Raw genomic sequence first — 25,117 nt, 5'->3', positions numbered from 1 at the left:
TGGAATACCGGACCCAGGCCCTAGCGGCCTAAGCTTTTACTTGGCCAGTCCAACTTCTTGGGACCAGTTCAATTGACGGCGTGGGCCCCGGACCGCTCGTACAGAGCGATCCGGGGCCTTTCTCCTGTGATAGCGTCACATCAAGATCGCAACCTTTAAGTCCGTCCAGTGAGGCGGGGAAGGAGGCGGCACGTGAGCGTGCCCGAACACGGCGAATCATTGCCCGCGACCACGTCGCGCGTGATTCTCTCGACTGCCGACATAGACCGGGCCCTGACCCGGATAGCCCACGAGATCCTGGAGTCCAACAAGGGCACCGCAGGTCTCGTGATTTTGGGCATCGCCCGCCGCGGTTATCCACTGGCCCAGCGTTTGGCCGCCAAGCTCGAACAGACCGACGAGTCGTTCGATGCCCGTACGTCCACCGGACAGTTGGACATCACCATGTACCGCGATGATCTGCGCAAGAATCCCGCGCGGACCCCGCAACCCACCATTATCCCGGACAGTGGCATCGACGGCCGCACCGTGGTGCTCGTGGACGACGTCCTGTTCTCGGGCCGCACTATCCGCGCGGCCCTGGACGCCCTGGTGGACGTGGGTCGCCCCAAGGTCGTGCGCCTGGCCGTTCTGGTCGACCGCGGTCACCGCGAACTCCCCATCCGTGCCGATCACGTGGGCAAGAACCTGCCGACGTCTTCGCAGGAAAAGGTCCGGGTACTGCTGCGCGAATCGGATCCCGAAGAACGCGCGGAGAACCACGAGGACTGCGTGGTCATCGACGCCCCCGTCGCCTCCGATCCTGACGTGGCACGCGCGGAGAAAGGGGTCACCTCGTGAAGCACCTGCTGACCACCGCCGACCTGAGCTACGCCGACGCCCTCAGCATTCTGGACACCGCCGATCAAATGGCCTCCGTGTCCTCACGTTCCGTGAAGAAGCTGCCCGCCCTGCGCGGTCGCACCGTGGTCAACCTGTTCTTCGAGGACTCCACCCGCACCCGCATTTCTTTCGAAACGGCCGCCAAGCGACTCTCGGCGGACGTGATCAATTTTTCCGCCAAGGGGTCCTCGGTCTCCAAGGGTGAATCCCTCAAAGACACCGCGCAGACGCTGATGGCCATGAGCGCGGACGCCGTGGTCATCCGCCACGGTGCCTCGGGCGCACCCCAGCAGCTCGCGTCGTCGGGCTGGATCGACGCCGCCGTGGTCAACGCCGGTGACGGCAAGCACGAGCACCCCACCCAGGCATTACTGGATGCGATGACCCTGCGGCGGGTGCGCGCGCGTCGCGAGGACCGGCCCAGCACGGGCATGGACCTGGAAGGTATGCACGTGGTGATCGTGGGGGATGTGCTGCACTCCCGCGTGGCCCGCTCCAACGTGTGGCTGCTCAACACCCTGGGAGCGCGCGTGACCTTCGTGGCACCCCCCACGCTGTTGCCCGTGGGCATGGGTCACTGGCCGTGCGAGGTCTCCTACGACCTGGACGAGGTACTCGCGCAACGTCCTGACGCGGTGATGATGCTCCGGCTGCAGAGCGAACGCATGAACGCCGCGTTCTTCCCGAGCGAGCAGGAGTACACGCGTGCGTGGGGATTGACCCCGGAACGTGTTGCCGCACTGGACGCGATGGATGCGCCCACCGTGATCATGCACCCGGGACCCATGAATCGCGGCCTGGAAATCTCGTCCGAAGCGGCTGATTCACCCCGGTCCACCGTGCTGGCCCAGGTGGCCAACGGTGTGTCCGTGCGCATGGCCGTGTTGTTCCTGTTGCTCTCGGGAGACGAGAGCACCCCGTCCCTCTCCGACAATTGAAGGTGACATCGTGAGTTCCTTTCTCATCAGCACTGTGAGCCCCGAGGGCTCGGACCCCGTTGACCTTCTGATCGTGGACGGCGTGATCCAGGCCGTGGGCGAGCCCGGCTCCCTGGAGACCCCGGACGATGTCACCGTGGTGGACGGCACCGGACTCATTGCCTTGCCCGGCCTGGTGGACATGCACACCCACTTGCGCCAGCCCGGCCACGAGGATGCCGAAACGGTCGACACCGGAACCCGCGCCGCGGCCAAGGGCGGTTACACCGCGGTCTTCGCCATGGCGAATTCCAAGCCCGTGGCGGACACCGCCGGTGTGGTGGAGCAGGTCTGGCAGCTCGGTCAGGACGCCGGCTGGGCGGACGTGCACCCCGTGGGCGCCGTAACCGTTGGGTTGGAGGGCCAACAGCTGTCCGAGATTCGTGCCATGGCCGAATCCCGCGCTCAGGTGCGGATGTTCTCGGATGACGGCAAGTGCGTCCACGACCCCGTACTCATGCGCCGCGCCCTGGAATACGTGAAGTCCTTCGACGGACTGGTCGCCCAGCACGCCCAGGAACCGCGCCTGACCGAGGGCGCGCAGATGAACGAGGGTGTCGTCTCGGCGGAACTCGGGCTGACCGGTTGGCCGGCCGTGGCGGAGGAAGCCATCATCGCCCGAGACGTCCTGCTGGCCCAGCACGTGAACTCCCGGTTGCACATCTGCCACCTCTCGACCAAGGGCTCGGTGGAGATCGTGCGCTGGGCCAAGGAACGCGGCATCAACGTGACCGCGGAGGTCACCCCGCACCACCTGCTTCTCACCGAAGAACTGGTGCGCACCTTCGACCCGGTTTACAAGGTCAACCCGCCGCTGCGCACCGATGAGGACGTCATGGCGCTGCGCGAGGCCGTGGTGGACGGCACGATCGACGTGATCGGCACCGACCACGCTCCCCACACCATTGAGGACAAAGAATCCGAGTGGAGCTGCGCCGCAATGGGCATGACCGGTCTGGAGACCGCACTGTCCGTTGTGCAGAAGACCCTGGTGGACACCGGAATGATCGACTGGTCGACGGTGGCCAGGATCACCTCGCGCCGCCCGTCCGAGATCTTGCGTCTGCGGGATCAGGGTGGCGCACTCGAGGCCGGCGCTCCCGCCAACATCACGCTGTGGAATCCGGCGGGGGAGACCCCGGTCAATCCGGAAACGCACGTGTCCAAGGGTCGCAACAGCCCCTACAAGGGCATGCCGCTTCCGGGCAGCGTGAGCGCAACCTTCTACCGGGGCCACCCCGTGGTCCTGGACGGAGAGCTCAACTCGCCGCTGTCCTCCTGAGACCCGCTCCGACCCGTATCACGAAAGGCAACCCCGTCCATGTCTGACAAGCTTCTCCCCACGCTCCTCGCGATCCTGATCGTGGTGGTGCTCTTCGCCCTGGTGTGGTGGGGGTGGCGTGGCCGCATTCGACGCCAGTCGGACGTGCCCCAGTTGCCGCAGGCACCCGTTGACCTGCTGGATCGGCTCGTGACCCGAGCGGACGGCATGTACGTGGTGACCACCTACACGGCCCAGCCGCTCGAGCGGATCGCGATTCACGGCCTCGGAGTGCGCTCCAACGCTGAGGCGATCGTCGCCGAGGACGGCGTGCTGATCAACCGTCAGGGCGCTCAGGACGTCTACATCCCCCGCGAGCAACTGCGCTCGGTGGCCACCGCCTCCGGAATGGTCGGCAAGTTCGTTGAACGTGACGGCCTGGTCGTGTTCACGTGGGAACTCGGCGAGACCGTGGTTGACACCGGCTTCCGCGCACGCAACGGCGAGGAATCCCGCGAACTCGAGAACGCGGCGTCGGCCCTCGTGAACGCCCACTGAATTAGCTTCCGTTGCGCCCAGCGCATGCAGTTTTTCATGAAAAGGAAAGGAGTTCTTCGTGAACTCACACCCCCTTCAACCGTCCGTCCTGGTGCTCGAGGACGGCCGCGTGTTCCGCGGCCGTTCCTGGGGCGCTCCCGGCAACACCTTTGGTGAGGCCGTGTTCGCCACCGGAATGACCGGCTACCAGGAAACGCTGACGGACCCCTCCTACGCGGGCCAGATCGTCATCCAGACCGCACCGCACATCGGCAACACCGGCGTCAATGAGCAGGACGCCGAGTCCCGCAAGATCTGGGTCAACGGTTTCGTGGTGCGCGACCCGGCGCGCCGCGCATCCAACTGGCGCTCCGAGCGCAGCCTGGACGACGAGCTCGCCGCCCAGGACATCGTGGGTCTGCAGGGTGTGGACACCCGCGCTCTCACGCGTCACCTGCGCGACAAGGGCGCAATGCGTGCCGGCATTTTCGCCGGCGACGACGCCGCTCGGCCCGTGTCCGAGCTGGTCCAGCTCGTCAAGGACCAGCCCACCATGGAGGGTCAGAGCTTGGCCGAGTCGGTCAGCATCGACGAGGCCTACGTGGTGGAACCGGCCGATCACGGCTGGGATGGCCCGGTCAAGCACGACCTGGCCGCCGTAGACCTGGGCATCAAGGGCATGACCCCGCAGCGTTTCGCGGAGCGCGGTGTGCGCGTGCACGTGCTGCCCGCGACCACCACGTTCGAGGACATCACGAACCGCAACGTGGACGGTGTGTTCTTCTCCAACGGTCCGGGCGACCCGGCGACCGCGGATCACCAGGTGGCGCTGCTGCGCGAGGTCCTGGACGCCAAGATCCCGTTCTTCGGAATCTGTTTCGGCAATCAGCTGTTGGGCCGCGCCCTGGGCTTCGGCACGTACAAGCTGCCCTTCGGCCACCGCGGCATCAACCAGCCCGTCATGGACCTGACCACGGGCAAGGTGGAAATCACCTCTCAGAACCACGGGTTCGCCGTGGACGCGCCGGTGGGGGAGACGGTGACCGCACCCGAATCCCGCTTCGGCCGTACCGAGGTATCCCACGTGGGGCTCAACGACAACGTGGTGGAGGGCATCCGTTGCCTGGATCTGCCGGCCTTCTCGGTGCAGTACCACCCCGAGGCCGCCGCGGGTCCGCACGACGCCGCCTACCTTTTCGACCGCTTTATCGACGTGATGGACCGGGCCGCTCAGGGCACCGCGACTCAGGAAGCAGGACAGCGCTAATGCCCCGCAGGCAAGATTTGAACAGTGTTTTGGTGATCGGCTCCGGCCCCATCGTGATCGGCCAGGCCGCGGAGTTCGACTATTCCGGTACCCAGGCGTTGCGCGTGCTCAAGGACGAGGGCATTCGCGTGATCCTCGTGAACTCGAACCCCGCGACCATCATGACGGACCCCGAGTTCGCTGACGCCACCTACGTGGAACCGATCACCCCCGAGGTGGTCGAGAAGATCATCGAGAAGGAACGTCCCGACGCCGTTCTGCCCACCCTGGGTGGCCAGACCGCGCTCAATACCGCGCTGGCACTGGATGCGAACGGTGTGCTGGACAAGTACGACGTCGAACTGATCGGCGCGGACGTCGAGGCCATCAACCTGGGCGAGGACCGCGAGGCGTTCAAGGGCGTGGTGGAGCGCTGCGGCGCGGAATCCGCCCGCTCGGTGATCGTCCACTCCATGGACGAGGCCCTGGCCGCCGCCGAAACCCTCGGCTACCCCATGGTGGTCCGCCCGTCCTTCACCATGGGTGGACTGGGCTCCGGCATGGCCTACAACGAGGCCGACCTGCACCGTATCGCCGGCGCCGGCATCCAGTACTCGCCCACCTCCGAGGTGCTGCTCGAAGAATCCATCCTCGGATGGAAGGAATACGAGCTGGAGATGATGCGCGACGCCAACGACAACGTGGTGGTCGTGTGCTCGATCGAGAACGTGGACCCCGTGGGCGTGCACACCGGTGACTCGATCACCGTGGCCCCCGCGTTGACCCTGACCGACGTGGAATACCAGCGGATGCGCGACATCGCGATCGCCGTGATCCGCGAGGTGGGCGTGGACACCGGCGGCTGTAACATCCAGTTCGCCGTGGAGCCGGACACCGGTCGCATCGTGGTCATCGAAATGAACCCGCGTGTCTCCCGTTCCTCCGCGCTGGCCTCCAAGGCCACGGGCTTCCCGATCGCCAAGATCGCGACCAAGCTCTCGCTGGGCTACACACTGGACGAGATCCCCAACGACATCACGCAGAAGACCCCGGCGAGCTTCGAGCCGACGCTGGACTACGTGGTCGTCAAGGTTCCGCGCTTCGCGTTCGAGAAGTTCCCGGCCGCGGATCCGACACTGACCACCACCATGAAGTCGGTGGGCGAGGCCATGGCCATCGGTCGTAACTTCACCGAGGCGCTGCAGAAGGCATTGCGCTCCCTCGAGCAGAAGGGATCGTCCTTCGACTTCACCAAGCCCGCGGTGGAGGCCGGCCCCAACACCGTGGCCCGGCTGGTGGAACGCACCAAGGAGACCACCATGGAGCGCTTACGCAACGTGCAGCAGGCGCTGTTGGCCGGTGCCACGGTGGAGCAGGTTTTCGACGCGACCGCGATCGACCCGTGGTTCTTGGACCAGATCCAGCTCCTCAACGAAACCGCCGAGCTGATCCGAGAGGACCGCGATCTGCGCCCCGAGACGCTGCGCGAGGCCAAGCGCCACGGCTTCTCCGACGCGCAGATCGGTGAACTCGTGCACCTGGACGAGGCCGTGGTGCGCGGTATCCGCCACGCCCTGGACATCCGTCCGGTGTTCAAGACCGTGGACACGTGTGCGGCCGAGTTCGAGGCGTTCACGCCGTACCACTACTCGAGCTACGACGAAGAGAACGAGATCGCCCCGCACGACAAGCCGTCGATCATGATCCTCGGTTCGGGACCCAACCGCATCGGTCAAGGCATCGAGTTCGACTACTCGTGTGTGCACGCCTCCATGGTGCTGCGTGAGGCCGGGTACGAGACCGTCATGGTCAACTGCAACCCGGAGACGGTTTCCACCGACTACGACATCTCCACTCGCCTGTACTTCGAACCGCTCACGTTCGAGGACGTCATGGAGATCGTGGAGGCCGAACGCCGCAGCGGTGGCCTCATGGGTGTGTTCGTGCAGTTGGGCGGCCAGACCCCGCTCAAGTTGGCCGCCGATCTGAAGGCCGCGGGTGTGCCCATTCTGGGGACCACCCCCGAGGCCATCGATCTGGCGGAGGACCGCGGCGAATTCGCCCGCGTGCTCCACCAAGCCGGTCTGCGCCAGCCCAAGAACGGCACCGCCTCCACCTTCGAGGAGGCGAGTGCGATCGCCAACGACATCGGATACCCGGTGCTCGTGCGTCCCTCGTACGTGCTCGGCGGCCGCGGCATGGAAATCGTCTACGACGAGGACTCACTGCGCCGTTATCTCGAGAACGCGACCGAGGTGAGCGCCAACCGCCCCGCGCTGATCGACAAGTTCCTGGAAGATGCCATCGAGATCGACGTGGACGCGCTCTTCGACGGCAAGGAAGTGTACGTGGGCGGCGTGATGGAGCACATCGAGGAGGCCGGTATTCACTCCGGTGACTCCGCGTGCGTGCTCCCGCCGGTCACGCTCGGTCCCGAGGTCGTGCAGCGTGTCCGAGAGGCCACCGCCGATATCGCCCGCGGTGTGGGGGTCAACGGACTGATCAACATCCAGTTCGCCCTGGCATCGAACATCCTCTACGTGATCGAGGCCAACCCGCGCGCCTCGCGCACCGTGCCGTTCGTCTCCAAGGCAACGGGCGTGCAGTTGGCCAAGGCCGCCGCACTCATGGGCACGGGCCGTTCCATCGCCCAGCTGCGGGACGAGCACGTGCTGCCGTCCAAGTACGACGGCGCGGACCTCCCGGTGAACACCCCGGTCGCCGTGAAGGAGGCCGTGCTGCCCTTCGCCCGCTTCCGTACCGCCGAGGGTTCCGTGGTGGATTCGCTGCTGGGTCCGGAGATGCGCTCGACCGGTGAGGTCATGGGCATCGACAAGTACTTCGACACCGCGTTCGCCAAGGCCCAGGCCGCCGTGGGCGGGCCGTTGCCGACCTCCGGGCGCCTGTTCGTCTCGGTGGCCAACAAAGACAAGCGCTCCGCGGTCATCTACGTGAAGATGTTCTCGAACCTCGGTTTCGAGATCGTCTCCACGGGCGGCACCGCCGATGTGCTGCGCCGCAACGGCATCGAATCCACCGTGGTCTCCAAGATCACGGACGCCCCCGAGGGGGAGGATTCCGTGGCGGACTGGATCACCGACGGCAAGATCGACCTGATCTTCAACACGCCTTCCGGCGGGCAGAAGGCACGCAGCGACGGCTACCAGATCCGCGCGGCGGCCACGTCCATCGGTGTGCCGATCATGACCACGGTGTCCGAGCTCGGTGCCGCGCTGCAGGCCATCACGGCGCAGCGGCAGTACTCGTGGTCGGTCAACAGCCTGCAGGTGCACGAGAAGAACCTGCGCGACGCCGTCCTCGCCGGGGAAGCGCGTGGCTGAGCAGGGAACACATCGAGCGGGTGACGACGCCGCGGCGTCGTCACCCGCGCTCGGGTCGCCCGAGGCATCGACCGCGGCCCGTGCGCCTTTCGGGACACGACTGCGCGAGGCCATGCTCAGGCACGGTCCGCTGTGCGTGGGCATCGACCCCCACCCGGCGTTGCTGGACGCTTGGGGACTGCCGTACTCGGTCGCGGGCCTGGAGAAATTCTCCTTGACCGTGGTCGAGGCGGCCGAGGGCCACGCGGCCACCCTGAAACCTCAGGTGGCGCTGTACGAGGCGTTCGGATCGGCCGGCATGGCGGTGCTCGAACGTGTGCTGAAGGAATCCCGCGAGGCCGGGGTCCTGAGCATTGCCGATGCCAAGCGCGGTGACATCGGGTCGACCATGGCCGCCTATGCGACGGCGTGGCTTTCCGATGATTCGCCGCTCGCGGCGGACTCCGTGACGCTGAGTCCGTACCTCGGGTTCGAATCTTTGCGGCCGGCCCTGGATCTCGCCCGCGAAACGGGCCGCGGAACCTTTGTCCTTGCGTTGACATCAAATCCCGAGGGCGCGAGCGTTCAGCACGTGGGAGGTGCTGAATCGGTGGCGAAGACAATCCTGAAAGCTGTACAGCACGAAAATCTTCGGAATACCGCTGCTACCTCGGTAAATAGCGTGTCGGGCGTCACAGAGAACCGTGACGAACGGACATCACAGGTAAATCGTGACCAAATCGTTATAAATGGTAAAAATAATACTCTGGGATGTTGCGGAGTGGTTATTGGTGCCACCGTCTCGGATGCCCTCTCACAACTGCAGATAAACCTCCAGGGCTTCAACGGCCCGATCCTTTCCCCGGGTTATGGGGCCCAGGGGGCCGATGCACACGCGGTGGCCGAGGTGTTTGGCCAGGTCAGCGGGAATGTTCTTGCTAATTCATCCCGGGGTGTCTTACGCCATGGTCCGGACGTTTCCGCATTGCGTTCAGCAATGCAGCGAGCCGGTGATGAACTTAGCGCTGCCCTTTATGGATGAATCGCTTCTCTGAAAGAGGCTGAAACACCACAGAAAACCCTGATCAGGGGCTATTCGTGGTGTTTACGGCTTTATTAATGTCGGGTACTTTTCCGATAGCGGCTACCCCCCAGATCCGCTACTGCAGGCGTGTGGGAGCGCACGCAGAGCAACCAGAGGAGAGAGATCCATATGGCATTACGTCCATTGACAGATGAAGAGAGAGCGCGGGCACGTGAGAAGGCGACTGCAGCGCGAACAGTGCGGGCGGAGGTGAAGAAAGCACTGCGTGAGGGCACCATGACCGTGGCCGAGGTTCTGCAACGCGGCGACAGCGATGAAGCCGTGAGCCGACTGAAGGTCACGGATCTGCTCGAAGCCACCCCCGGAATCGGAAAGGTCCGATCGGCGGCCATCATGGACCAGATCGGTATCGCACGAACCCGTCGGGTGCGTGGTTTGGGGCAGCACCAGCGACGTGCATTGATCGACTACCTTGACCGGTGAGTCGAGATCCACACCGGCGGAGCATTCGGTGAGCAGCGGCACATTGTTGTGAACGCAGCTGTTTGATCCCATTGATTGACCCGTTGGTACAGTGGCGGAACAGGTTTTCACCTGTTCCGCCACTTCTTTTTCCGGAGGTCCACGTGCCCGTCAAACCCACCGTCACCGTGCTGGCTGGACCCACGGCGGTCGGCAAGGGCACCGTGTCCACCTACATCCGCGATCACTACCCGCAAGTGTGGTTGTCGGTTTCGGCCACCACGCGTGCGGCTCGTCCCGGTGAGGTGGACGGTGTGCACTACTTCTTCGTCTCGGACGAAGAGTTCGATTCCATGGTGGCCAACAACGATTTGTTGGAGTGGGCCGTGGTGCACAATTCGCACCGCTACGGCACACCTCGGCAAAAGGTGGACCAAGCGTTGGCCCAGGGCAGAAGCGTGTTGTTGGAGATCGACCTGCAGGGCGCGCGTGAAATCAAGCGCACCCTGCCGTCCGCTCAGTTCGTGTTCTTGGCCCCGCCCAGCTGGGAAGAAATGGTGGCGCGATTGGTCGGTCGTGGGACCGAAACACCGGAGCAGCAGCAGCGACGGCTGGAAACAGCTAAAGTAGAGCTTGCGGCGCAACCAGAATTCGATCACACGGTGATCAATGACCGCGTGGAACGCGCCGCCGCTGAACTTGTAGAGCTCATGGGGTTGCCCGCCCAGACGCGGGACTGACCGCTGATCACCACGCACCCAGCCCACACGGCCAGGAGCCTACCCATTACCAAGAAGTCCATGACAGGAGTCATTCACTCGTGAGCACGAATTACGAAGGCATCGTCAACCCGCCCATCGACCGGTTGCTCGGCAAGACCGATTCCAAGTACGGGCTGGTCATCTTCGGTGCTCGGCGTGCCCGTCAGATCAACGCGTACTACTCGCAGTTGCACGAGGGCCTGTTCGAGTACGTGGGTCCGCTCGTGGACACCCAGCTCAACGAGAAGCCGCTGTCTATCGCGTTCCGCGAGATCGACGAGGACCTGATCGAGACCACCGAGGTCGATCACGCGGGCTTCTCCGCCAACGGCCAGCTCGTGACCGAGGAAGCAGCGTCCGCTGACGTCTTCGGCGGCGACTTCTTCGCTCAGGGCACCGACGAGGCCTCCGCGCCCATGTTCTCCGACAGCGCCGAGGTGGCCCCGGAAGAAGTCGTTGAGGTCGAGGAGGTCGTCGAGACCGAGGAACCCACCGACAAGTGACGGTTCCGCACGCTTCGGGTACCCCCGTTCACTCCCAATCGACCGCGCCGTTGCGCGTGGTCCTGGGCGTGGGCGGGGGTATCGCCGCATATAAGGCTGCACTGCTGACGCGCTTGTTCACCGAGGCCGGCCATCACGTGGTGCCCATGCCCACCGCGGCCGCGCTTGAATTCGTGGGGGCACCCACGTGGGAGGCGCTCACGGGGGAGTCGGTCTCCACGTCCGTGTTCGATCGCGTGGACACCGTCAATCACGTCTCCCAGGGGCAGCAAGCGGACCTGGTGGTCATCGCACCGGCCACCGCGGACCTGATGGCCAAGATCGCCCACGGCCTGGCGGACGACCTGTTGACGACTACGGTCCTGGCCTCCCGGGCGCCTGTCGTGCTGGCCCCGGCCATGCACACGGAGATGTGGCTCAACCCCGCAACCCAACGCAACGTGGCGCTGCTGCGCGAGCACGGGCACACGGTCATCGACCCGGATACGGGCCGGTTGACGGGTAAGGACAGCGGGCCGGGCAGGCTTCCCGAGCCCCAGCGAATTTACGACGCCGCTCTGGCCGTTCTCGTGCACGGCACCGAAGCGGCGTCGTCGGGCCCGCTGGCCGGGCGTCGAGTCCTGATCACGACGGGAGGAACCCGCGAGGCGCTGGACCCCGTGCGTTTCCTGGGCAATCGGTCTTCGGGCAAACAGGGGATCGCGCTGGCCGAGTCCGCCCGGGACGCGGGAGCCACCGTGCATCTGATCGCGGGACATGTGGAGACCGAGCTGCCGAGCGGCGTCGAGATCTCGAACGTGTCCTCCGCCCTGGAACTCCACGACGCGACGCGCGACGCCGCTGAGCAAGCGGACGTCGTGATCATGGCGGCTGCCGTGGCGGATTATCGACCCGTGTCGGTTGGGGAGCACAAGATGAAGAAGTCCGAGGACGGCACGGACCCCGTCATCGAGCTCACCCGCAATCCGGACATCCTGCGCGCCCTCGTGGACGATCGCAAGAACACGGGCCGCGAGCAGCTGATCGTGGGATTCGCGGCGGAAACCGGTGACGGCGAGCACTCCGTACTGGACTTCGGCCGGGCCAAACTGCAGCGCAAGGGCTGTGACCTGCTGGTCGTGAACGAAGTGGGTACGTCCAAGGTGTTCGGCCAGGACGCGACCGAGGTCACGGTGCTGTCTGCGCACGGCACCGAGGACGCTCACGCCGCCGGCTCCAAGGCCGAGGTGGCGCAATTCATCGTGGATCGTGTGGGCCTCGAACTGGGAGTCTGAGTGGACGGGTAGTCTTGGACGGTGACCGAATCTAGCCCCCACCTGAGAATTTTCACCTCCGAATCAGTGACGGAGGGACACCCGGACAAAATCTGTGACCAGATCTCGGATTCCATCCTGGACGCCCTGCTCACCGAGGATCCCGAGTCCTCGGTGGCCGTGGAGACCATGGTGACCACCGGACTGGTTCACGTGGCCGGTGAAGTCAAAACCAAGGCGTACGTGGAGATCCCGCACATCGTGCGCAAGTGCCTCCTGGACATCGGCTACAACTCGTCCGTGCACGGCTTCGACGGCGAGTTCTGCGGCGTGTCGATCAGCGTTGGCGAGCAGTCCAGTGAAATCCACGATGGCGTGTACAACTCCCTGGAGAGCCGTTCCGGTGTGGCCAAGGATCCGCGTGACATTCAGGGCGCCGGGGACCAGGGCCTGATGTTCGGTTACGCGTCGGACGAGACCGACGTGCTCATGCCCGCACCGATCTCCATTGCCCACCGGTTGTCCGAGCAGCTCACCCGCGTGCGCAAGACGGCCGTGCTGCCGAACCTCCGCCCGGACGGCAAGACCCAGGTGACCCTGGGCTACGACGGGCACACTCCCGTGTCCGTGGAAACCGTGGTCGTGTCCTCGCAACACGCCGAGGGATATGACCTGAATCAGCTGGCCACCGACATCTCTCAGTCCGTGATCGACCCGGTGCTCGCCGATTCCGGCCTGGACCTGTCCAACACCAAGATCATCGTGAACCCCGCCGGCAATTTTGTCCGCGGTGGCCCCGTGGGTGACGCAGGTCTGACCGGCCGCAAGATCATCGTGGACACCTACGGCGGTATGGCCCGCCACGGCGGCGGTGCGTTCTCCGGTAAGGACCCGTCCAAGGTGGACCGTTCCGCCGCGTATGCCATGCGCTGGGTCGCCAAGAACGTGGTGGCAGCGGGTCTGGCGCGCCGAGCCGAGGTGCAGGTCGCGTACGCGATTGGTCAGGCGCACCCGGTGGGTCTGTACGTGGAGACCTTCGGCACCGAGACCGTGGACCCGCAGCGCATCGAGAAGGCCATCCTGGAGGTCTTCGACCTGCGACCGTTGGCCATCATCGAGGACCTGAACCTCAAGCGCCCCATTTACGCCAAGACCGCGGCGCACGGTCACTTCGGCCGCACTGACCCCGATTTCACCTGGGAGCGCACCGACCGCGTCGAAGCGTTGCGTTCCGCCGCGGGACTGTGAGCGAGCGTTCCGGGCCGGGGGCAGTTCCCGACCCGGACGCCGCCCCGGAGCAACTCTCCCTGGACGGGTTGCCCGAACCTTCACCCGCACCCAAGAAATCTGACCTTCCGGTGGGGGCTGAAGGCCCGGCACCCGAAAACCCCATTGCCAAGGTGTTGTTGGACGCCTATGTTCCCCACCTTGATCGGCTCTTCGACTACCGCGTGAGCGCCGGTCTCGACCCGGACGCCGTGGTGGGTGCCAAGGTCTCCGTTCCTTTCTCCGGCCGCCTGATGACCGGATGGATCGTGGACCGCGTTGCCGAGTCCGACGTGACCGGTCGTCTCTTGAGCATCCGCAAGGTCCTTTCTCCGTTGCCCGTGCTCAAGCCGGGGATCGTGGAGCTGGCTCAGGCCGTGGCCGCCCGTTCTGCCGGAACCGTGTCGGACGTCCTGCGGGTAGCCGTGCCACCGCGAGTGGCCCGTATCGACAAGGAAATGCTGGCGCGCCGGAAGGCGGCTGCGGCCGAAGAATCCGAGGCGATACCGGCAACGGGCGATACGACCAAACACGACGCCGACGCCGCCAACGTGGCGCACGGCGATCCCCAAGCCGGCGAGCTCGGGCCGTCGGATGCCGAAGACGTGAAGCCTTCGGGCGACGTCGACAATGCGGCCGAAACTACCGAGGCGACCGACGCGGAGAAACCCGACCCAGCGACGTCGGCGGGGGAGGAGCCCGACGCGCCGGTCACCGTGCCTCGTGAACTCTGGCGTTACTACGACGGCGGCCCCGAGTGGCTCACCGCGGCCACGGAGGGAGCTCCGGCCCGAGCTGTGGTCGAAGTGTTGCCGTCCCCGGAGGACCACGACTGGGCCCTCCTGACGGCCTCCGCCATGGCCGCCACCTACGAGGCCGGGCACGGCGCCTTGGCCGTGGTGCCCGACTACAAGTCGCTCGAGCGCCTGGCAGCGGGTCTCGAATCGCTGGTGGGATCTGACCGCGTGGTGCGACTGCACGCCGACGACGGCCCAACGCCGCGATACCGGGGCTACATGGAGCTGTCCCTGGGCTACAAACGCTTGGCGATCGGCACGCGTTCCGCCGCCTACGCACCCGTTCACGATCTGCGCCTGGTGTGCTGTCATGACGACGGTGACACAAGCTATGTGGAGCAACGCGCGCCGTATCAGCACACGCGAGACGTGTTGTTGTTGCGCGCCCAGCAGGAAGACACGGCGGCGTTGTTCACGGGTTACAGCGTGAGTCCGGAAGCGCAGCGTCTCATCACCACGGGCTGGGCGGCCCACCTGCGTCCCGAGCGTGCGACCCTGCGCACGCACTCACCGAGGGTCGAGGCGACATCGGACTCGTTCAATCTGTCGCGCGATCCCATGGCCGCGCGAGCGAGGCTGCCGCACGAGGCGTTCCGGGTGGCTCAGCAGGCACTGACTCGTGGACCGGTGTTAGTTCAAGTTGCTCGTCGCGGCTATGCGCCATTCGTGGCCTGCGAGCGCTGCCGGACACCCGCCCGCTGCCGCGGCTGCGGGGGATCGCTGTCGCTGCGTTCGGGGCGCGAGGCTCCCGTGTGTACGTGGTGTGGTCGCAACGCCCACGGCTGGCAGTGTCAGGAATGCGGTTTTCAACGCCTGCGGCTGAGCAAGGTCGGGGCGCTGCGCACAGCCGAGGAGCTGGGGCGCGCGTTCCCGCAGGTTCCCGTCATTTCTTCGAGTGCCGAACATGTCCGAGCAAATGTGGGCTCCGAGCCCGCGCTGGTCGTGGCGACCCCCGGCGCGGAACCGGTCGCCGAGGGTGGCTACGCGGCGGCCCTGCTGTTGGACGGCAACGAGATGCTGGCGCGGCCGTGGCTGCGCGCCGAGGAACAGACCCTGCGGCGCTGGTTCAATGCGGCGGCACTCGTGCGGTCTTCATCGAAGGGTGGGACCGTGGTCGTGACCGCTGACCATGATCAGGCGGTGGGTGCCCTGGTTCGCTGGGACCCGTCGGGCCACGCCTATCGTCAACTGCAGGAACGTCACGAGCTGGGCCTACCACCAGCAGTACGGACCGCAGCCCTCACCGGCCCGCGGGACGCGCTGACCGCAACCCTGCGCGACCTCGACCTGCCGTCGCAGGTCAACGTGGTAGGCCCCGCGCCCATGAAAGATCAGGTGGGTGGCTGGTCCGACGAGGGCGATCCGGGGACCCTGGCCGGCCTCGCGACCGAGGATGAGCCGCAGTACCGGGCGCTATTGTTCTTCGGCTTCGGGATCGCTCCGCGCATCACTGCGGCATTGCGGGCCGAGAAGGCCCGTGCCTCCGCGCTGCGCGAGCACGCGGTGGTTAATGTGCGCTGCGATATCACTGACCTGTTGTAGTTGGGCCGCCACCCAGGTTGACGTCGGTCTCGAACGCCACGGGGGTTCCGTGTTCTACCGTGCGTGAGACGGTGCAGTACTTGTCGTGCGAGAGCTTCACCAGTCGGTCGACCAGACCGGCGGCCTTGCGCCCGCCCTCGTCATCTGGGAACGACAGGTTGAAGGAGAGGTTCAGGTCCTCCAAGCGGCTCCCGCCGCTGTCCTCCGCGATTTTGTTACCGCTGGCCTCGACCTTGAATTCCGCGGGCTCGGAACTGCGCGAGGTAACGGTATCCACGTCGATGGACGAGCACCCCGCGATGGCGGCCAGGAGCAGTTCCACCGGAGACATCAGGTCGTCGCCACGTCCGAAAGTGACCTCGACACCGGCCGCATTACGGGCGACGTAGCGGTTGGTGGCGGTGCGGATCAGTTCGACCGAGTGCGTGGGGTTCTGGTGATTGCTCATGACGTCATGATCTCATCGGTAACTGTTATGAGTCAGAATGTGGTTCACCACGCGAAGGAGACTGACACTGACGACAAACAACCCGACTTCCAACGATTCACCGACGGTACCTACGGATCCGGGTGAGCAGCTATGGCAGTGGAATGCGAGCGAGTTGGCTCGAGCAATCGCCGCAGGGCTCATCTCCAGTAGAGAAGTGATCGAGAGCTGTCTGGGCCGCATCGAAGACGTCAACCCACAGCTCAACGCGTTGGTTGAGGTGCGACCAGAGGAGGCGCTGTCTCTGGCCGACGCCGCTGATCGTCAGCGTTCGTCCGGTGCAGAGATGGGACCCCTCCATGGTGTTCCGGTTGCCACCAAAGTGAATTCGGACGTAGCGGGCTATGCGACTACGGACGGTATTCCGGCGTTGAAGGACTCCGTAGCGAAACAAGACAGTCCTCACGTCGCGAGTTTGCGGCGAGCTGGTGCCGTGCTTTTGGGCCGTAGTAACTCTCCGGCCTTCGCCTACCGCTGGTTCACCAACAACGATCTGTACGGCAGGACGCTCAATCCGTGGGACCCCTCGCGGACTCCGGGCGGCTCAAGTGGCGGGGCGGCCTCTGCCGTCGCTTCGGGAATGGTGCCGATCGCAGGGGGTAACGATATCGGAGGGTCGGTGCGGTATCCCGCATACGCCTGCGGTGTGGTTGGTCTGAGGCCCACTGTTGGTCGTGTGGCGCAGACATACCAGTCGGATGAAGTTGATTCATCATTGTCCGTGCAAATCATGGCCGTTCAAGGACCACTTGCGCGCAGTGTTGAAGATGTTCGTCTCGCGATGAAGGCCCTCGAAGATTTCAGTCATCGAGATCCGGCATTCGTTCCCGGTGCACGAGCTGCCAAACTCCGCGGGCATCGTCCGCGTGTCGGGCTCGTCCGAGACTTCGGCATTGGTACTCCTTCTTCTGCGGTCAATACATCGTTGGAGTCGGCCGCAGACTATCTCCGCAGCGCGGGGTATGTCGTCGAAGAAATCGAGTTGCCCGTTCTCGCTGAGGCCTACCGCCTGTGGTATTTGCTCTGTATGGAGGAGTTCCGGCTGGCGATGCCTCTGGTCAATGAGGTCGGTGATCACGGCATGAAAAAGGCCGCCGAGCATTACTATGCAGTCGCCCAGGAATGGTGGGGGAACAAACCCAGTCTTGATCAGTTCATTGCTGGTTACGCGCGCCGGGGCACACTGATTCGTCAACTCGGCGGGATCCTCGAGTCCCACCCGCTAATTCTCCTGCCGGTCTCATCAGAGCAAGCCTTCGAGCAGGACGCGGACATCGCCAGCGTGGAGAGCATGGGCCGGCTCATGGACGCTCAGGCCTCCACGATGGCAATACCCGTTTTGGGCTTTCCCGCCATGTCCGTGCCCACGGGTGTGGTCGATGGATTGCCAACCGGGGTACAACTGTTGGGCAGGCGGTTCGACGAGGACACACTTCTGGATGCAGCCACCGTCATCGAGGCGCACGCTGGAACATTCACGCCGATTGGGCCTCGCTGAGACAATTCACCGCTCAGGGAAGCGTTAGTTCGTCTTTGGCAGCGCCGGCAGTTTCTTCTCGAACAGCCAGTCATGCAGCAGCGGCTCCACGGGGCGTCCGCTGACCTCGGATGCCAGCGCGAAGAACTCTGCCGTGGTCACGTTGCCGCACCGGTTCTGGGAAGTCCACCGCTGCAGGATCGTGAAGAAGGTCTGATCGCCCACGGCCATCCGCAGTGCGTGCAACGTGAGTGCGCCGCGCACATAGACACGGTCGTCGAACATTTTCTTCGGCCCGGGGTCCCCGATCACCACTTTCTGTTTCGACCCGGACAGCTCCGCGTAGGCAGCCCGTGCTTCATCGTGGGCCGAGCGGCGACCGGAGGCCTCGGACCACACCCACTCCGCGTAGTGGGCAAAGCCCTCGTTGAGCCAAATGTCGGACCAGGAGGCCGGGGTCAGCGAATTGCCGAACCACTGGTGGGCCATTTCGTGGGCAATGAGTCGTTCGGACTCCCACGACTCGGTCATATGATTGGGGCCGAAAATCGACAGCGGTTGCGATTCGAGCGGAATTTCCAGTTCATCGTCGGTCACGACCACGCCGTAGTAGCCGAACGGGTACGCCTCGAACCGTTGTTCGAACACGGACATCATCGCGTGCTGTTTCGCCAACACGTGCTGAGCCTGTGACCACAGATGTTCACCGCAGGCCAGCGTCAGCGGAACGCGCGCCGGGGGATAGGACCCGGGTTCCACGGACCCGCGCCGGTACTGACCCATTTGCACGGTGGCCAAGTAGGTCGCCACCGGTTCGCGGGATTCCCAGGTCCACGCCGTGCGCGGACCGCGAGAATCCACCGAGACCAGCTCGCCGTTCGAAATCGCCGTGTAGTCGGAGTCCACCAGCACCGTGACCCGGAACGTCGCCTTCTGACTCGGATGGTCGTTGCACGGGAACCACGTGTCGGCACCGACCGGCTGCCCGGCGACCAGAACGCCGTCGGAAAGCTCCTCCCACCCGATGTCGCCCCACGCGCCAGAGGCCGGAGACGGCGTTCCCCCGTAGTGGATCTCAAGCGTGAGCGCCTCGTCCACGGAAAATCGCTCGCGAGCGTCCACCACCAGTTTGGTCTTCGCCTGTTTGAACGAACTGGGCTGACCGTTGACCAGCACCCGCTCCACCGTCAGCCCCTCAAGGTCCAGGGACAGCGCCGAACAGTCCTCCAGGACCCGGGCGTCCAACACGGCTCGCGCTCGCAGTGTGTTGGGCAGGATGTCGTAGTCGAGATCCAGGTCGTAGTGCGTGACGCGCACCTCGGACGTGCCCGACTGTGGCGTGTAGGAATCCAAGTAACTCATGGTGCTCCTTCCCCGGAACTGACGCCCGGTTCAACCGCGCTGATGCAGTTCGATCGCGAGCTCCAGGAGCCGTCGCGCGGAATCCGCCCACGTATGGACGCGTACCCGTTCCAGTCCCCCCAGGACCCGTTCTTGTGCGAGCTGCGGATCGGCGAGCTCGCGCACCCGGGTGGCGAACGCGGCGGCGTCGTCGGCGGGTGCGTACCCTGCGGCGCGGCCGGCCACCTCCCGAAAAATCGGTGTGTCCGAACAGACTACGGGAGCCCCGGCTGCGAACGCTTCGATGAGCGGTAAGCCGTAGCCTTCGGCGCGCGAGGCCGTCAGCAGGGCGGCGCACGAGGACAGCAGGTCTTGGTACTCGGCGTCGGTCACACCGCGGTGGAAGACCACGTTGTCGGCGGGGCCCACGAGCGCACGCAGTGCTTTTTCCCGCGCCGGCGAAATCCGGGACAGCACGTGCAGCGTGTGGTCGGGCAGCTGCCCGGCCGCGCGCAGCAGGGTCTCCACGTTCTTGTACGGCAGGAACGAACCCATGTAGAGCAGGTCCGTGCCGCGCGTTGCGAGCCTGGCGAGCGCCTCGCCGTCGGACACCGCCGCCGACGACGCCGCATTGGGCACCACGCGCACGTCCCGTTTGGTCAGGCGGTGGGCCAGGATCTGCTCGCGAGAAGTCTCGGAAACCGTGACCACGGCGTCGGCTCGGTTGAGCGCGACCCGCTGCGGCCACCACGCCTTGTGATAGGCCCGCCACCCCCATTGAATGGGCAGCGGCAGATCCGAGGGCGGCTGGGGATGTTCGTAGTAGATCAGGTCGTGAAGGGTCAGGATCAACTTGTACCGGCGGCCCAGCGAACCCATGGTCTGCATGGGGGAGAAGACCACGTCCGGGCGGTAACGATTGAGCTCAAGCGAGGCGAGAACTTCGGCGGGTGAGGTCACCGACGGCCCGGTGAGGTGGGGGAGTTCAGGGACATGCTCCAGCTGGGCGGGGTCGCTGATCAGCGCGGCCAAGCGGACTCGGGGATCGTCACGGGTCAGTTCGGCCAGCGCAGTGAGGAGCTCGGCGCTGTAGCGGCTGATGCCGTCGTGGTGGTCGGTGCGGATGTAGCGGGCGTCGAAAAGGAACTTCACGGGTGCTCATCACCGGCACTGCGGTCGTCACGGTCGCGGCGCTCGCGGAAGGCCTGCTGTGCGGCTTGTTCGCGGGCGAGCTGGTCCTGGCGAATGATCGGGGTCATGCCGGTGAGTTGGTCGGGCGTGGACTCGGTGGTGTCCGCGAGCGGTAGCTGGTCGTGAACGTCCAGGGGCTCCGGAGCGGGAGAGGAAAGGAAATCATTAATGTACTCGGCCGCGAGGACCGGGGCCTCGTAGTGGATCAGGTGGCCGGTCTCCGGAATGATTTCCAGGCGGTGGCTGCGGATCCAGGAGGCCATGGTCTCCTGGGACTGCACGGAACCCAGATCGTCCTCGGCACCCACGATCAGCAGGGTGGGCATGGTCAGCTGCATGGCGACCTCGGCCACGGTGCCGGAAACGGACGCCTGGTACGCCTCGTGGAGGACATCGCGGTTGGCGAAGGTCGAGAAGTAGGACTCGTGCTGGCGCAGTGCGTACTTCTTGACCTCGGGGTCCTGGGACTTGACCATCACATCCGTCATGAGCTTCACCACGGACCCGGAGGACAGCAGCTTGGAGCCCAACGCGCGGGGCAGCTTCTTGCCCACACCGTAGTAGAACTCGGTGAGTTTGGTCAGCCCCTTGTGCTGGCCGTCCAGGGCCGGCTCTGAAATCGGGTTGATGAGCACGAGCCGCTGCACCATGGACGGGTAATCGACAGCGAAGTGCGAGGCAATGATGGAGCCGAAGGAATGGCCGACCACAACGATGCCGCTGCCGCTGTCCGGGGACACCGCACCATCGGTCAGAGCCGTGATGAAGTCCCGTGCGAAGTCCACGTAGTTCGGGATGTTGTGTTCACGCGCCGGGAAGGGTTCCGAGCGACCGAAACCCGGCAGATCGGGCACGACCACGTGGTACTTATCACGCAGCTCGGTGGCGATCAGTTGCAGACCGTGGTGGTCCCCGCGGAAACCGTGAAACATGACGATGAGCGGTTTGTGCTGTTTGTCGGCGTCGTAGAACCAGTACCTGACCTTGTATCCGTCCAGTTGAACGCTGCGACGTTCGGCGTACGGATTATCCACGGTGACCTCCAAGTCATGGGCGAGCAGCGGGTCCATGGTAACCGTCCGGCCCGGGAGCACGCCGCAGTTGCGGTGCTGGTCTAAACTGGCGAGAGATCCCCATGTCATTCCGCGTGGAATCACCATGCCAGCGGTTGCCGCCGGTCAGGGCGGCGCGTGAATGACTCAACAATGTGATGTGAAGGCGAGGCACGTGAGCGCGCAGAACACCCCGGAGACGGGAACCGAGTACGACGTCCAGCGAATTGAGGCCGCCTGGCCCCAGTTCTGGGACGAACAGCAGGTGTACAAGCCCCTCGACGACGGTTCCAAGCCCCGGCGCTACGTGCTGGACATGTTCCCCTACCCCTCCGGTGACCTGCACATGGGTCACGCGGAAGCCTTCGCCATGGGCGACGTGGTGGCCCGTTACTGGAAGCACCGCGGCTATGACGTGATGCACCCCATTGGCTGGGACTCCTTCGGTCTGCCTGCGGAGAACGCCGCGATCAAGCGGAACACCCACCCGGCGGAGTGGACCTACCGCAACATCGACACGCAGAAGAAGTCCTTCCAGCGCTACGCGATCAGTGCGGACTGGACGCGGGAGATCCACACCTCGGATCCCGAGTACTACCGCTGGACCCAGTGGCTGTTCCTGCAGTTCTACAAGCACAACCTGGCCTACCGAAAGGACTCGCCGGTCAACTGGTGCCCCACGGACCAGACCGTGCTGGCCAACGAACAGGTCGTCAACGGACTGTGCGAGCGTTGCCATACGCCGGTGACCAAGAAATCCCTGAACCAGTGGTACTTCAAGATCACCGATTACGCGGACCGGCTCCTGGACGACATGAAGGAGTTGGGGGGCCACTGGCCCGAGCGCGTGCTGGCCATGCAGCGCAACTGGATCGGCCGTTCCGAGGGCGCGCACGTGAACTTCGTGATCGAGGGCGCCCCGGCCGAGGGTGCGGATGCCTCCGACGCCTCCGGTCGCACCGTCACTGTGTTCACCACCCGACCGGACACCCTCTACGGCGCCACGTTCTGCGTGGTCGCCGCGGATGCCGCAATTGCCGGTGAGATCGTCGACGACGAGCACCGGGCGTCCCTGGAGGAATACCAGGAGAACATCAAAGCGCTCTCGGACATCGACCGTCAGGCCACCGACCGCACCAAGACCGGCGTGTTCCTGGGCCGCTACGCGGTCAACCCCCTCAATGGCGAGAAGCTGCCGGTGTGGGCCGCGGACTACGTGCTGGCCGACTACGGCACCGGCGTGATCATGGCCGTGCCCGCCCACGATCAGCGTGACCTGGACTTCGCCCGCGAATTCGATCTGCCCGTGCGCGTGGTCGTGGACACCGGTGAAGAAGACCCCGCCGTCTCCGGCGTGGCCACCACCGGTGACGGCCAGTTGGTCAACTCCGGTCCGCTGGACGGTCTGCCCAAGGCTGAGGCCATCACCCAGGCCATCGACATCGTGCGCGAGGCCGGTACCGGCGAGCGCTTCATCAACTACCGGCTGCGTGACTGGCTGCTGTCCCGTCAGCGCTTCTGGGGCGCACCCATCCCCATCATTCACTGCGAGGCGTGCGGCGAGGTGCCGGTCCCCGAGGACCAGCTGCCCGTGAAACTGCCCGAAAACCTGCGCGGCGAGGAACTCTCGCCCAAGGGACAGTCCCCGCTCGCGGCGGCGTCGGACTGGGTGAATGTGACCTGCCCCGAGTGCGGCGGGCCCGCTAAGCGCGATACCGACACCATGGACACGTTCGTGGATTCGTCCTGGTACTACCTGCGTTTCGCCTCGCCCAATGACGAGAACGCCCCGTTCGATCGTGACGAGGTGGACCGTTGGCTGCCCGTGGATCAGTACGTGGGCGGTGTGGAGCACGCGATCCTGCACCTGCTGTACAGCCGGTTCTTCACCAAGGCCCTCTACGACTTTGGCCTGATTGGTTTCCAGGAGCCGTTCAAGGCGCTGCTCAACCAGGGCCAGGTGCTCAACGGTGGCAAGGCAATGTCCAAGTCGCTGGGCAACGGTGTGGACCTGGGCGAACAGCTGGACGCCTTCGGTGTGGATGCCGTGCGCCTGACCATGGTGTTCGCCTCCCCGCCCGAGGACGACGTGGACTGGGCGGACGTGTCCCCGCAGGGTTCGCAGAAGTTCCTGGCCCGCGCGTGGCGTCTGGCCCAGGACAGCACCGCCGGCCCGGATGCGGACTTCTCCGCCGGTGACAAGGCGTTGCGCAGCGTGACCCACCGGACCATTGCCGACGCCACGCAGCTGCTGGATTCCGGCAAGTTCAACGTGGTCATCGCCCGCACCATGGAGCTGGTCAACGCCGTGCGCAAGGCCATCGACAGTGGCCCCGGTGCCAATGATCCCGCCGTGCGCGAGGCCGTGGAGGCCGTGGCCATCCTGCTCTCCCTGGTGGCGCCCTACACCGCCGAGGACATGTGGCACGCGCTCGGTCACGAGGATTCCGTGGTGCTCGCACCGTGGCCCGAGGTGGACGAGGCTCTGCTCGTGGACGACACGGTCACCGCGGTGGTCCAGATCAAGGGCAAGGTCCGCGATCGCCTGGAAGTCGCCGCGGACATTTCCGAGGCCGACCTCGAGGCCGCAGCACTGGCCTCGGGGACCGTCCAGCGCCACATCGGTGACGCCACGGTCCGGAAGGTCATTGTGCGCGCGCCCAAGCTCGTGAATATCGTGGTGTGATGAACTCCGCCAGCGAACAGCGCCCGTCACCCGGAACTCCGCCGGGGGACGGGCGCTGTCCCGTTCCCGGGGCCAAGGTCGCGGTGGTGACGGACAACGCGGCCGCGCTTTCTTCCGCCTGGCAGGCAGAGTTCGAGGCCTCCGGGGTCTTCGCGAGCGTCGAGTTGCCCGTGTTGATCGGCGGTCAGCTCTACACCGAGGACGAGGCGGACATGCTCTCGTCCCTGGTCATCGCGCTCGCGGAAGGTCGGTCGGTGACGACCTCCAGGCCGGCCCCAGGGCAACTGCGCAAGATCTACGAGGCGTTCCAGGCCGCGGGTTTCGAAGCGATCGTCTCGGTGCATCTGTCGGCGGAGCTGTCCGGGACGCTGGGTGCGGCACGCATTGCGCGCCAGGACATCGGCATCCCCGTTCGTCTCGTGGACACCCACAGCGCCGCACTCGGGCAGGGCCTGGGCGTGCGCGCGGCGGTCCAGGCGGCCTTGGCGGGGCAGGGGATCGACGACGTCGCTGCGGCCGCCTCCGCGGCGGCCTCCGACGCTCAAGTGCTGATCCAGGTGAGCTCACTGGAGACGCTGCGCCGGGGCGGGCGGATCAACCCGACCTCGGCGATGCTCGGGACCATGCTGCAGATCAAGCCGCTGCTGTCCCTCCACGAGGGCAAGATCGTGACCGTCGAGCGGCCGGTGTCTGCGATCAAGGCGCGCGGCCGCTTTATGACGCTCGTGGGGGATGCGCTGGCCCACTCCGAGGCGTCGACTCCCGTGCTGTGTATTCACCACGTGTCCGATCCCCATGGCGCTCGGGAGATCGGGGAAACCCTGGTGGACCGGTACCGCCCGGATGCCCAGCTGATCCTGAGCGAGTTGCCCGCGGTGTTGAGCGCACACGTGGGGTTGGGGACCAAGGCCGCGATCGTGGAGGGCCCGACGAGTCGACCCATCGCGCACGGCAACCGGGCTGCACCGGCGGAGTCCTGACTCTTTTTCCGCCACGGTGATCCCCTGACCGTGGCTTGAGCATTGGTTCGT

Annotated in this window: 20 protein-coding genes; 16 read left to right on the top strand and 4 right to left on the bottom strand. The window is 65.3% G+C overall.

The genetic code is table 11. The features are described 5' to 3' along the window. The first annotated feature begins 192 nt into the window (after window positions 1-192). The 13 genes from pyrR (at window position 193) to RF638_RS10775 (ending at window position 15,852) form a co-directional block, all read left to right on the top strand. Entirely contained in the window at window positions 193-840 is a 648-nt protein-coding gene (gene pyrR / locus RF638_RS10835) for a bifunctional pyr operon transcriptional regulator/uracil phosphoribosyltransferase PyrR (RefSeq protein WP_129699309.1), read from the top strand. Continuing rightward, complete coding sequence (locus RF638_RS10830) at window positions 837-1,820, top strand: aspartate carbamoyltransferase catalytic subunit (RefSeq protein WP_129699311.1); 984 nt, start codon at window positions 837-839, stop codon at window positions 1,818-1,820. The genes pyrR and RF638_RS10830 overlap by 4 nt, the downstream gene beginning before the upstream one ends. A gap of 10 nt (window positions 1,821-1,830) precedes the next feature. Next, window positions 1,831-3,141: a dihydroorotase gene (locus RF638_RS10825; protein WP_129699313.1), complete on the top strand. Its 1,311-nt coding sequence runs from the start codon at window positions 1,831-1,833 to the stop codon at window positions 3,139-3,141. A gap of 39 nt (window positions 3,142-3,180) precedes the next feature. Next, a complete protein-coding gene (locus RF638_RS10820) occupies window positions 3,181-3,678 on the top strand; it encodes an ABC transporter permease (RefSeq protein WP_095798015.1) in 498 nt (165 codons plus the stop codon). Between the two features lie 58 nt (window positions 3,679-3,736). Further along, window positions 3,737-4,924, top strand: coding sequence for a glutamine-hydrolyzing carbamoyl-phosphate synthase small subunit (gene carA, locus RF638_RS10815; protein WP_368630461.1), 1,188 nt, complete (start codon window positions 3,737-3,739; stop codon window positions 4,922-4,924). After that, a complete protein-coding gene (gene carB / locus RF638_RS10810; protein WP_368842014.1) occupies window positions 4,924-8,244 on the top strand; it encodes a carbamoyl-phosphate synthase large subunit in 3,321 nt (1,106 codons plus the stop codon). Before carA ends, carB begins: the two co-directional genes overlap by 1 nt. A gap of 100 nt (window positions 8,245-8,344) precedes the next feature. Beyond that, window positions 8,345-9,265, top strand: coding sequence for an orotidine-5'-phosphate decarboxylase (pyrF, locus tag RF638_RS10805; protein WP_368842016.1), 921 nt, complete (start codon window positions 8,345-8,347; stop codon window positions 9,263-9,265). Between the two features lie 171 nt (window positions 9,266-9,436). Beyond that, window positions 9,437-9,751, top strand: coding sequence for an integration host factor, actinobacterial type (gene mihF, locus RF638_RS10800; RefSeq protein WP_095798012.1), 315 nt, complete (start codon window positions 9,437-9,439; stop codon window positions 9,749-9,751). 143 nt (window positions 9,752-9,894) lie between these two features. Beyond that, window positions 9,895-10,470: a guanylate kinase gene (gene gmk / locus RF638_RS10795; protein ID WP_259913186.1), complete on the top strand. Its 576-nt coding sequence runs from the start codon at window positions 9,895-9,897 to the stop codon at window positions 10,468-10,470. An 80-nt stretch (window positions 10,471-10,550) separates the two neighbouring features. Continuing rightward, on the top strand, window positions 10,551-10,994 hold the full coding sequence (gene rpoZ / locus RF638_RS10790) for a DNA-directed RNA polymerase subunit omega (RefSeq protein WP_095798010.1): 444 nt from the start codon (window positions 10,551-10,553) through the stop codon (window positions 10,992-10,994). Window positions 10,995-11,044: 50 nt separating this feature from the next. Continuing rightward, the gene (gene coaBC / locus RF638_RS10785; protein ID WP_368842015.1) at window positions 11,045-12,268 is read left to right on the top strand and encodes a bifunctional phosphopantothenoylcysteine decarboxylase/phosphopantothenate--cysteine ligase CoaBC; all 1,224 of its coding nucleotides are present in this window, start codon (window positions 11,045-11,047) and stop codon (window positions 12,266-12,268) included. A gap of 21 nt (window positions 12,269-12,289) precedes the next feature. Beyond that, window positions 12,290-13,495 (top strand): methionine adenosyltransferase, encoded by a 1,206-nt coding sequence (gene metK / locus RF638_RS10780; RefSeq protein ID WP_368628918.1) that lies wholly within the window; start codon window positions 12,290-12,292, stop codon window positions 13,493-13,495. Then, window positions 13,492-15,852: a primosomal protein N' gene (locus RF638_RS10775; RefSeq protein WP_368842012.1), complete on the top strand. Its 2,361-nt coding sequence runs from the start codon at window positions 13,492-13,494 to the stop codon at window positions 15,850-15,852. The genes metK and RF638_RS10775 overlap by 4 nt, the downstream gene beginning before the upstream one ends. Here the strand turns inward: RF638_RS10775 and RF638_RS10770 are convergent. Then, window positions 15,836-16,300 carry an OsmC family protein gene (locus tag RF638_RS10770; RefSeq protein WP_368842011.1) on the bottom strand — a complete coding sequence of 155 codons (465 nt, stop codon included), beginning with the start codon at window positions 16,298-16,300 and terminating at the stop codon, window positions 15,836-15,838. The genes RF638_RS10775 and RF638_RS10770 overlap by 17 nt on opposite strands. A 37-nt stretch (window positions 16,301-16,337) precedes the next feature. Here RF638_RS10770 and RF638_RS10765 point away from each other — a divergent pair, with 37 nt between their 5' ends. Beyond that, on the top strand, window positions 16,338-17,837 hold the full coding sequence (locus tag RF638_RS10765) for an amidase family protein (RefSeq protein ID WP_368842010.1): 1,500 nt from the start codon (window positions 16,338-16,340) through the stop codon (window positions 17,835-17,837). A gap of 24 nt (window positions 17,838-17,861) precedes the next feature. On the opposite strand, the gene RF638_RS10760 is transcribed toward RF638_RS10765, so the two are convergent. From RF638_RS10760 to RF638_RS10750, 3 genes are read right to left on the bottom strand one after another with little or no spacing between them, the layout of a single operon-like run. Then, window positions 17,862-19,178 (bottom strand): M1 family metallopeptidase, encoded by a 1,317-nt coding sequence (locus tag RF638_RS10760; RefSeq protein ID WP_368842009.1) that lies wholly within the window; start codon window positions 19,176-19,178, stop codon window positions 17,862-17,864. A 30-nt stretch (window positions 19,179-19,208) separates the two neighbouring features. Continuing rightward, window positions 19,209-20,309, bottom strand: a complete 1,101-nt coding sequence (locus RF638_RS10755; protein WP_368842008.1) for a glycosyltransferase family 4 protein — start codon at window positions 20,307-20,309, stop codon at window positions 19,209-19,211. Then, the gene (locus tag RF638_RS10750) at window positions 20,306-21,418 is read right to left on the bottom strand and encodes an alpha/beta fold hydrolase (protein ID WP_368842007.1); all 1,113 of its coding nucleotides are present in this window, start codon (window positions 21,416-21,418) and stop codon (window positions 20,306-20,308) included. Before RF638_RS10750 ends, RF638_RS10755 begins: the two co-directional genes overlap by 4 nt. Window positions 21,419-21,542: 124 nt before the next feature. On the opposite strand from RF638_RS10750, the gene leuS reads away from it, so the two are divergent. Both leuS and RF638_RS10740 read left to right on the top strand, forming a co-directional pair. Beyond that, window positions 21,543-24,086: a leucine--tRNA ligase gene (gene leuS / locus RF638_RS10745; RefSeq protein WP_095798004.1), complete on the top strand. Its 2,544-nt coding sequence runs from the start codon at window positions 21,543-21,545 to the stop codon at window positions 24,084-24,086. Beyond that, the gene (locus RF638_RS10740) at window positions 24,086-25,066 is read left to right on the top strand and encodes a DegV family protein (RefSeq protein WP_368842006.1); all 981 of its coding nucleotides are present in this window, start codon (window positions 24,086-24,088) and stop codon (window positions 25,064-25,066) included. The genes leuS and RF638_RS10740 overlap by 1 nt, the downstream gene beginning before the upstream one ends. Window positions 25,067-25,117 lie beyond the last annotated feature (51 nt).

Origin of the sequence: Kocuria sp. CPCC 205235 (genome assembly GCF_040980905.1) — a bacterium.
Lineage (GTDB): Bacteria > Actinomycetota > Actinomycetes > Actinomycetales > Micrococcaceae > Kocuria > Kocuria carniphila.
The sequence above is the reverse complement of the archived record's forward strand: the minus strand, read 5'-3'. Positions and strand labels throughout refer to the sequence as shown.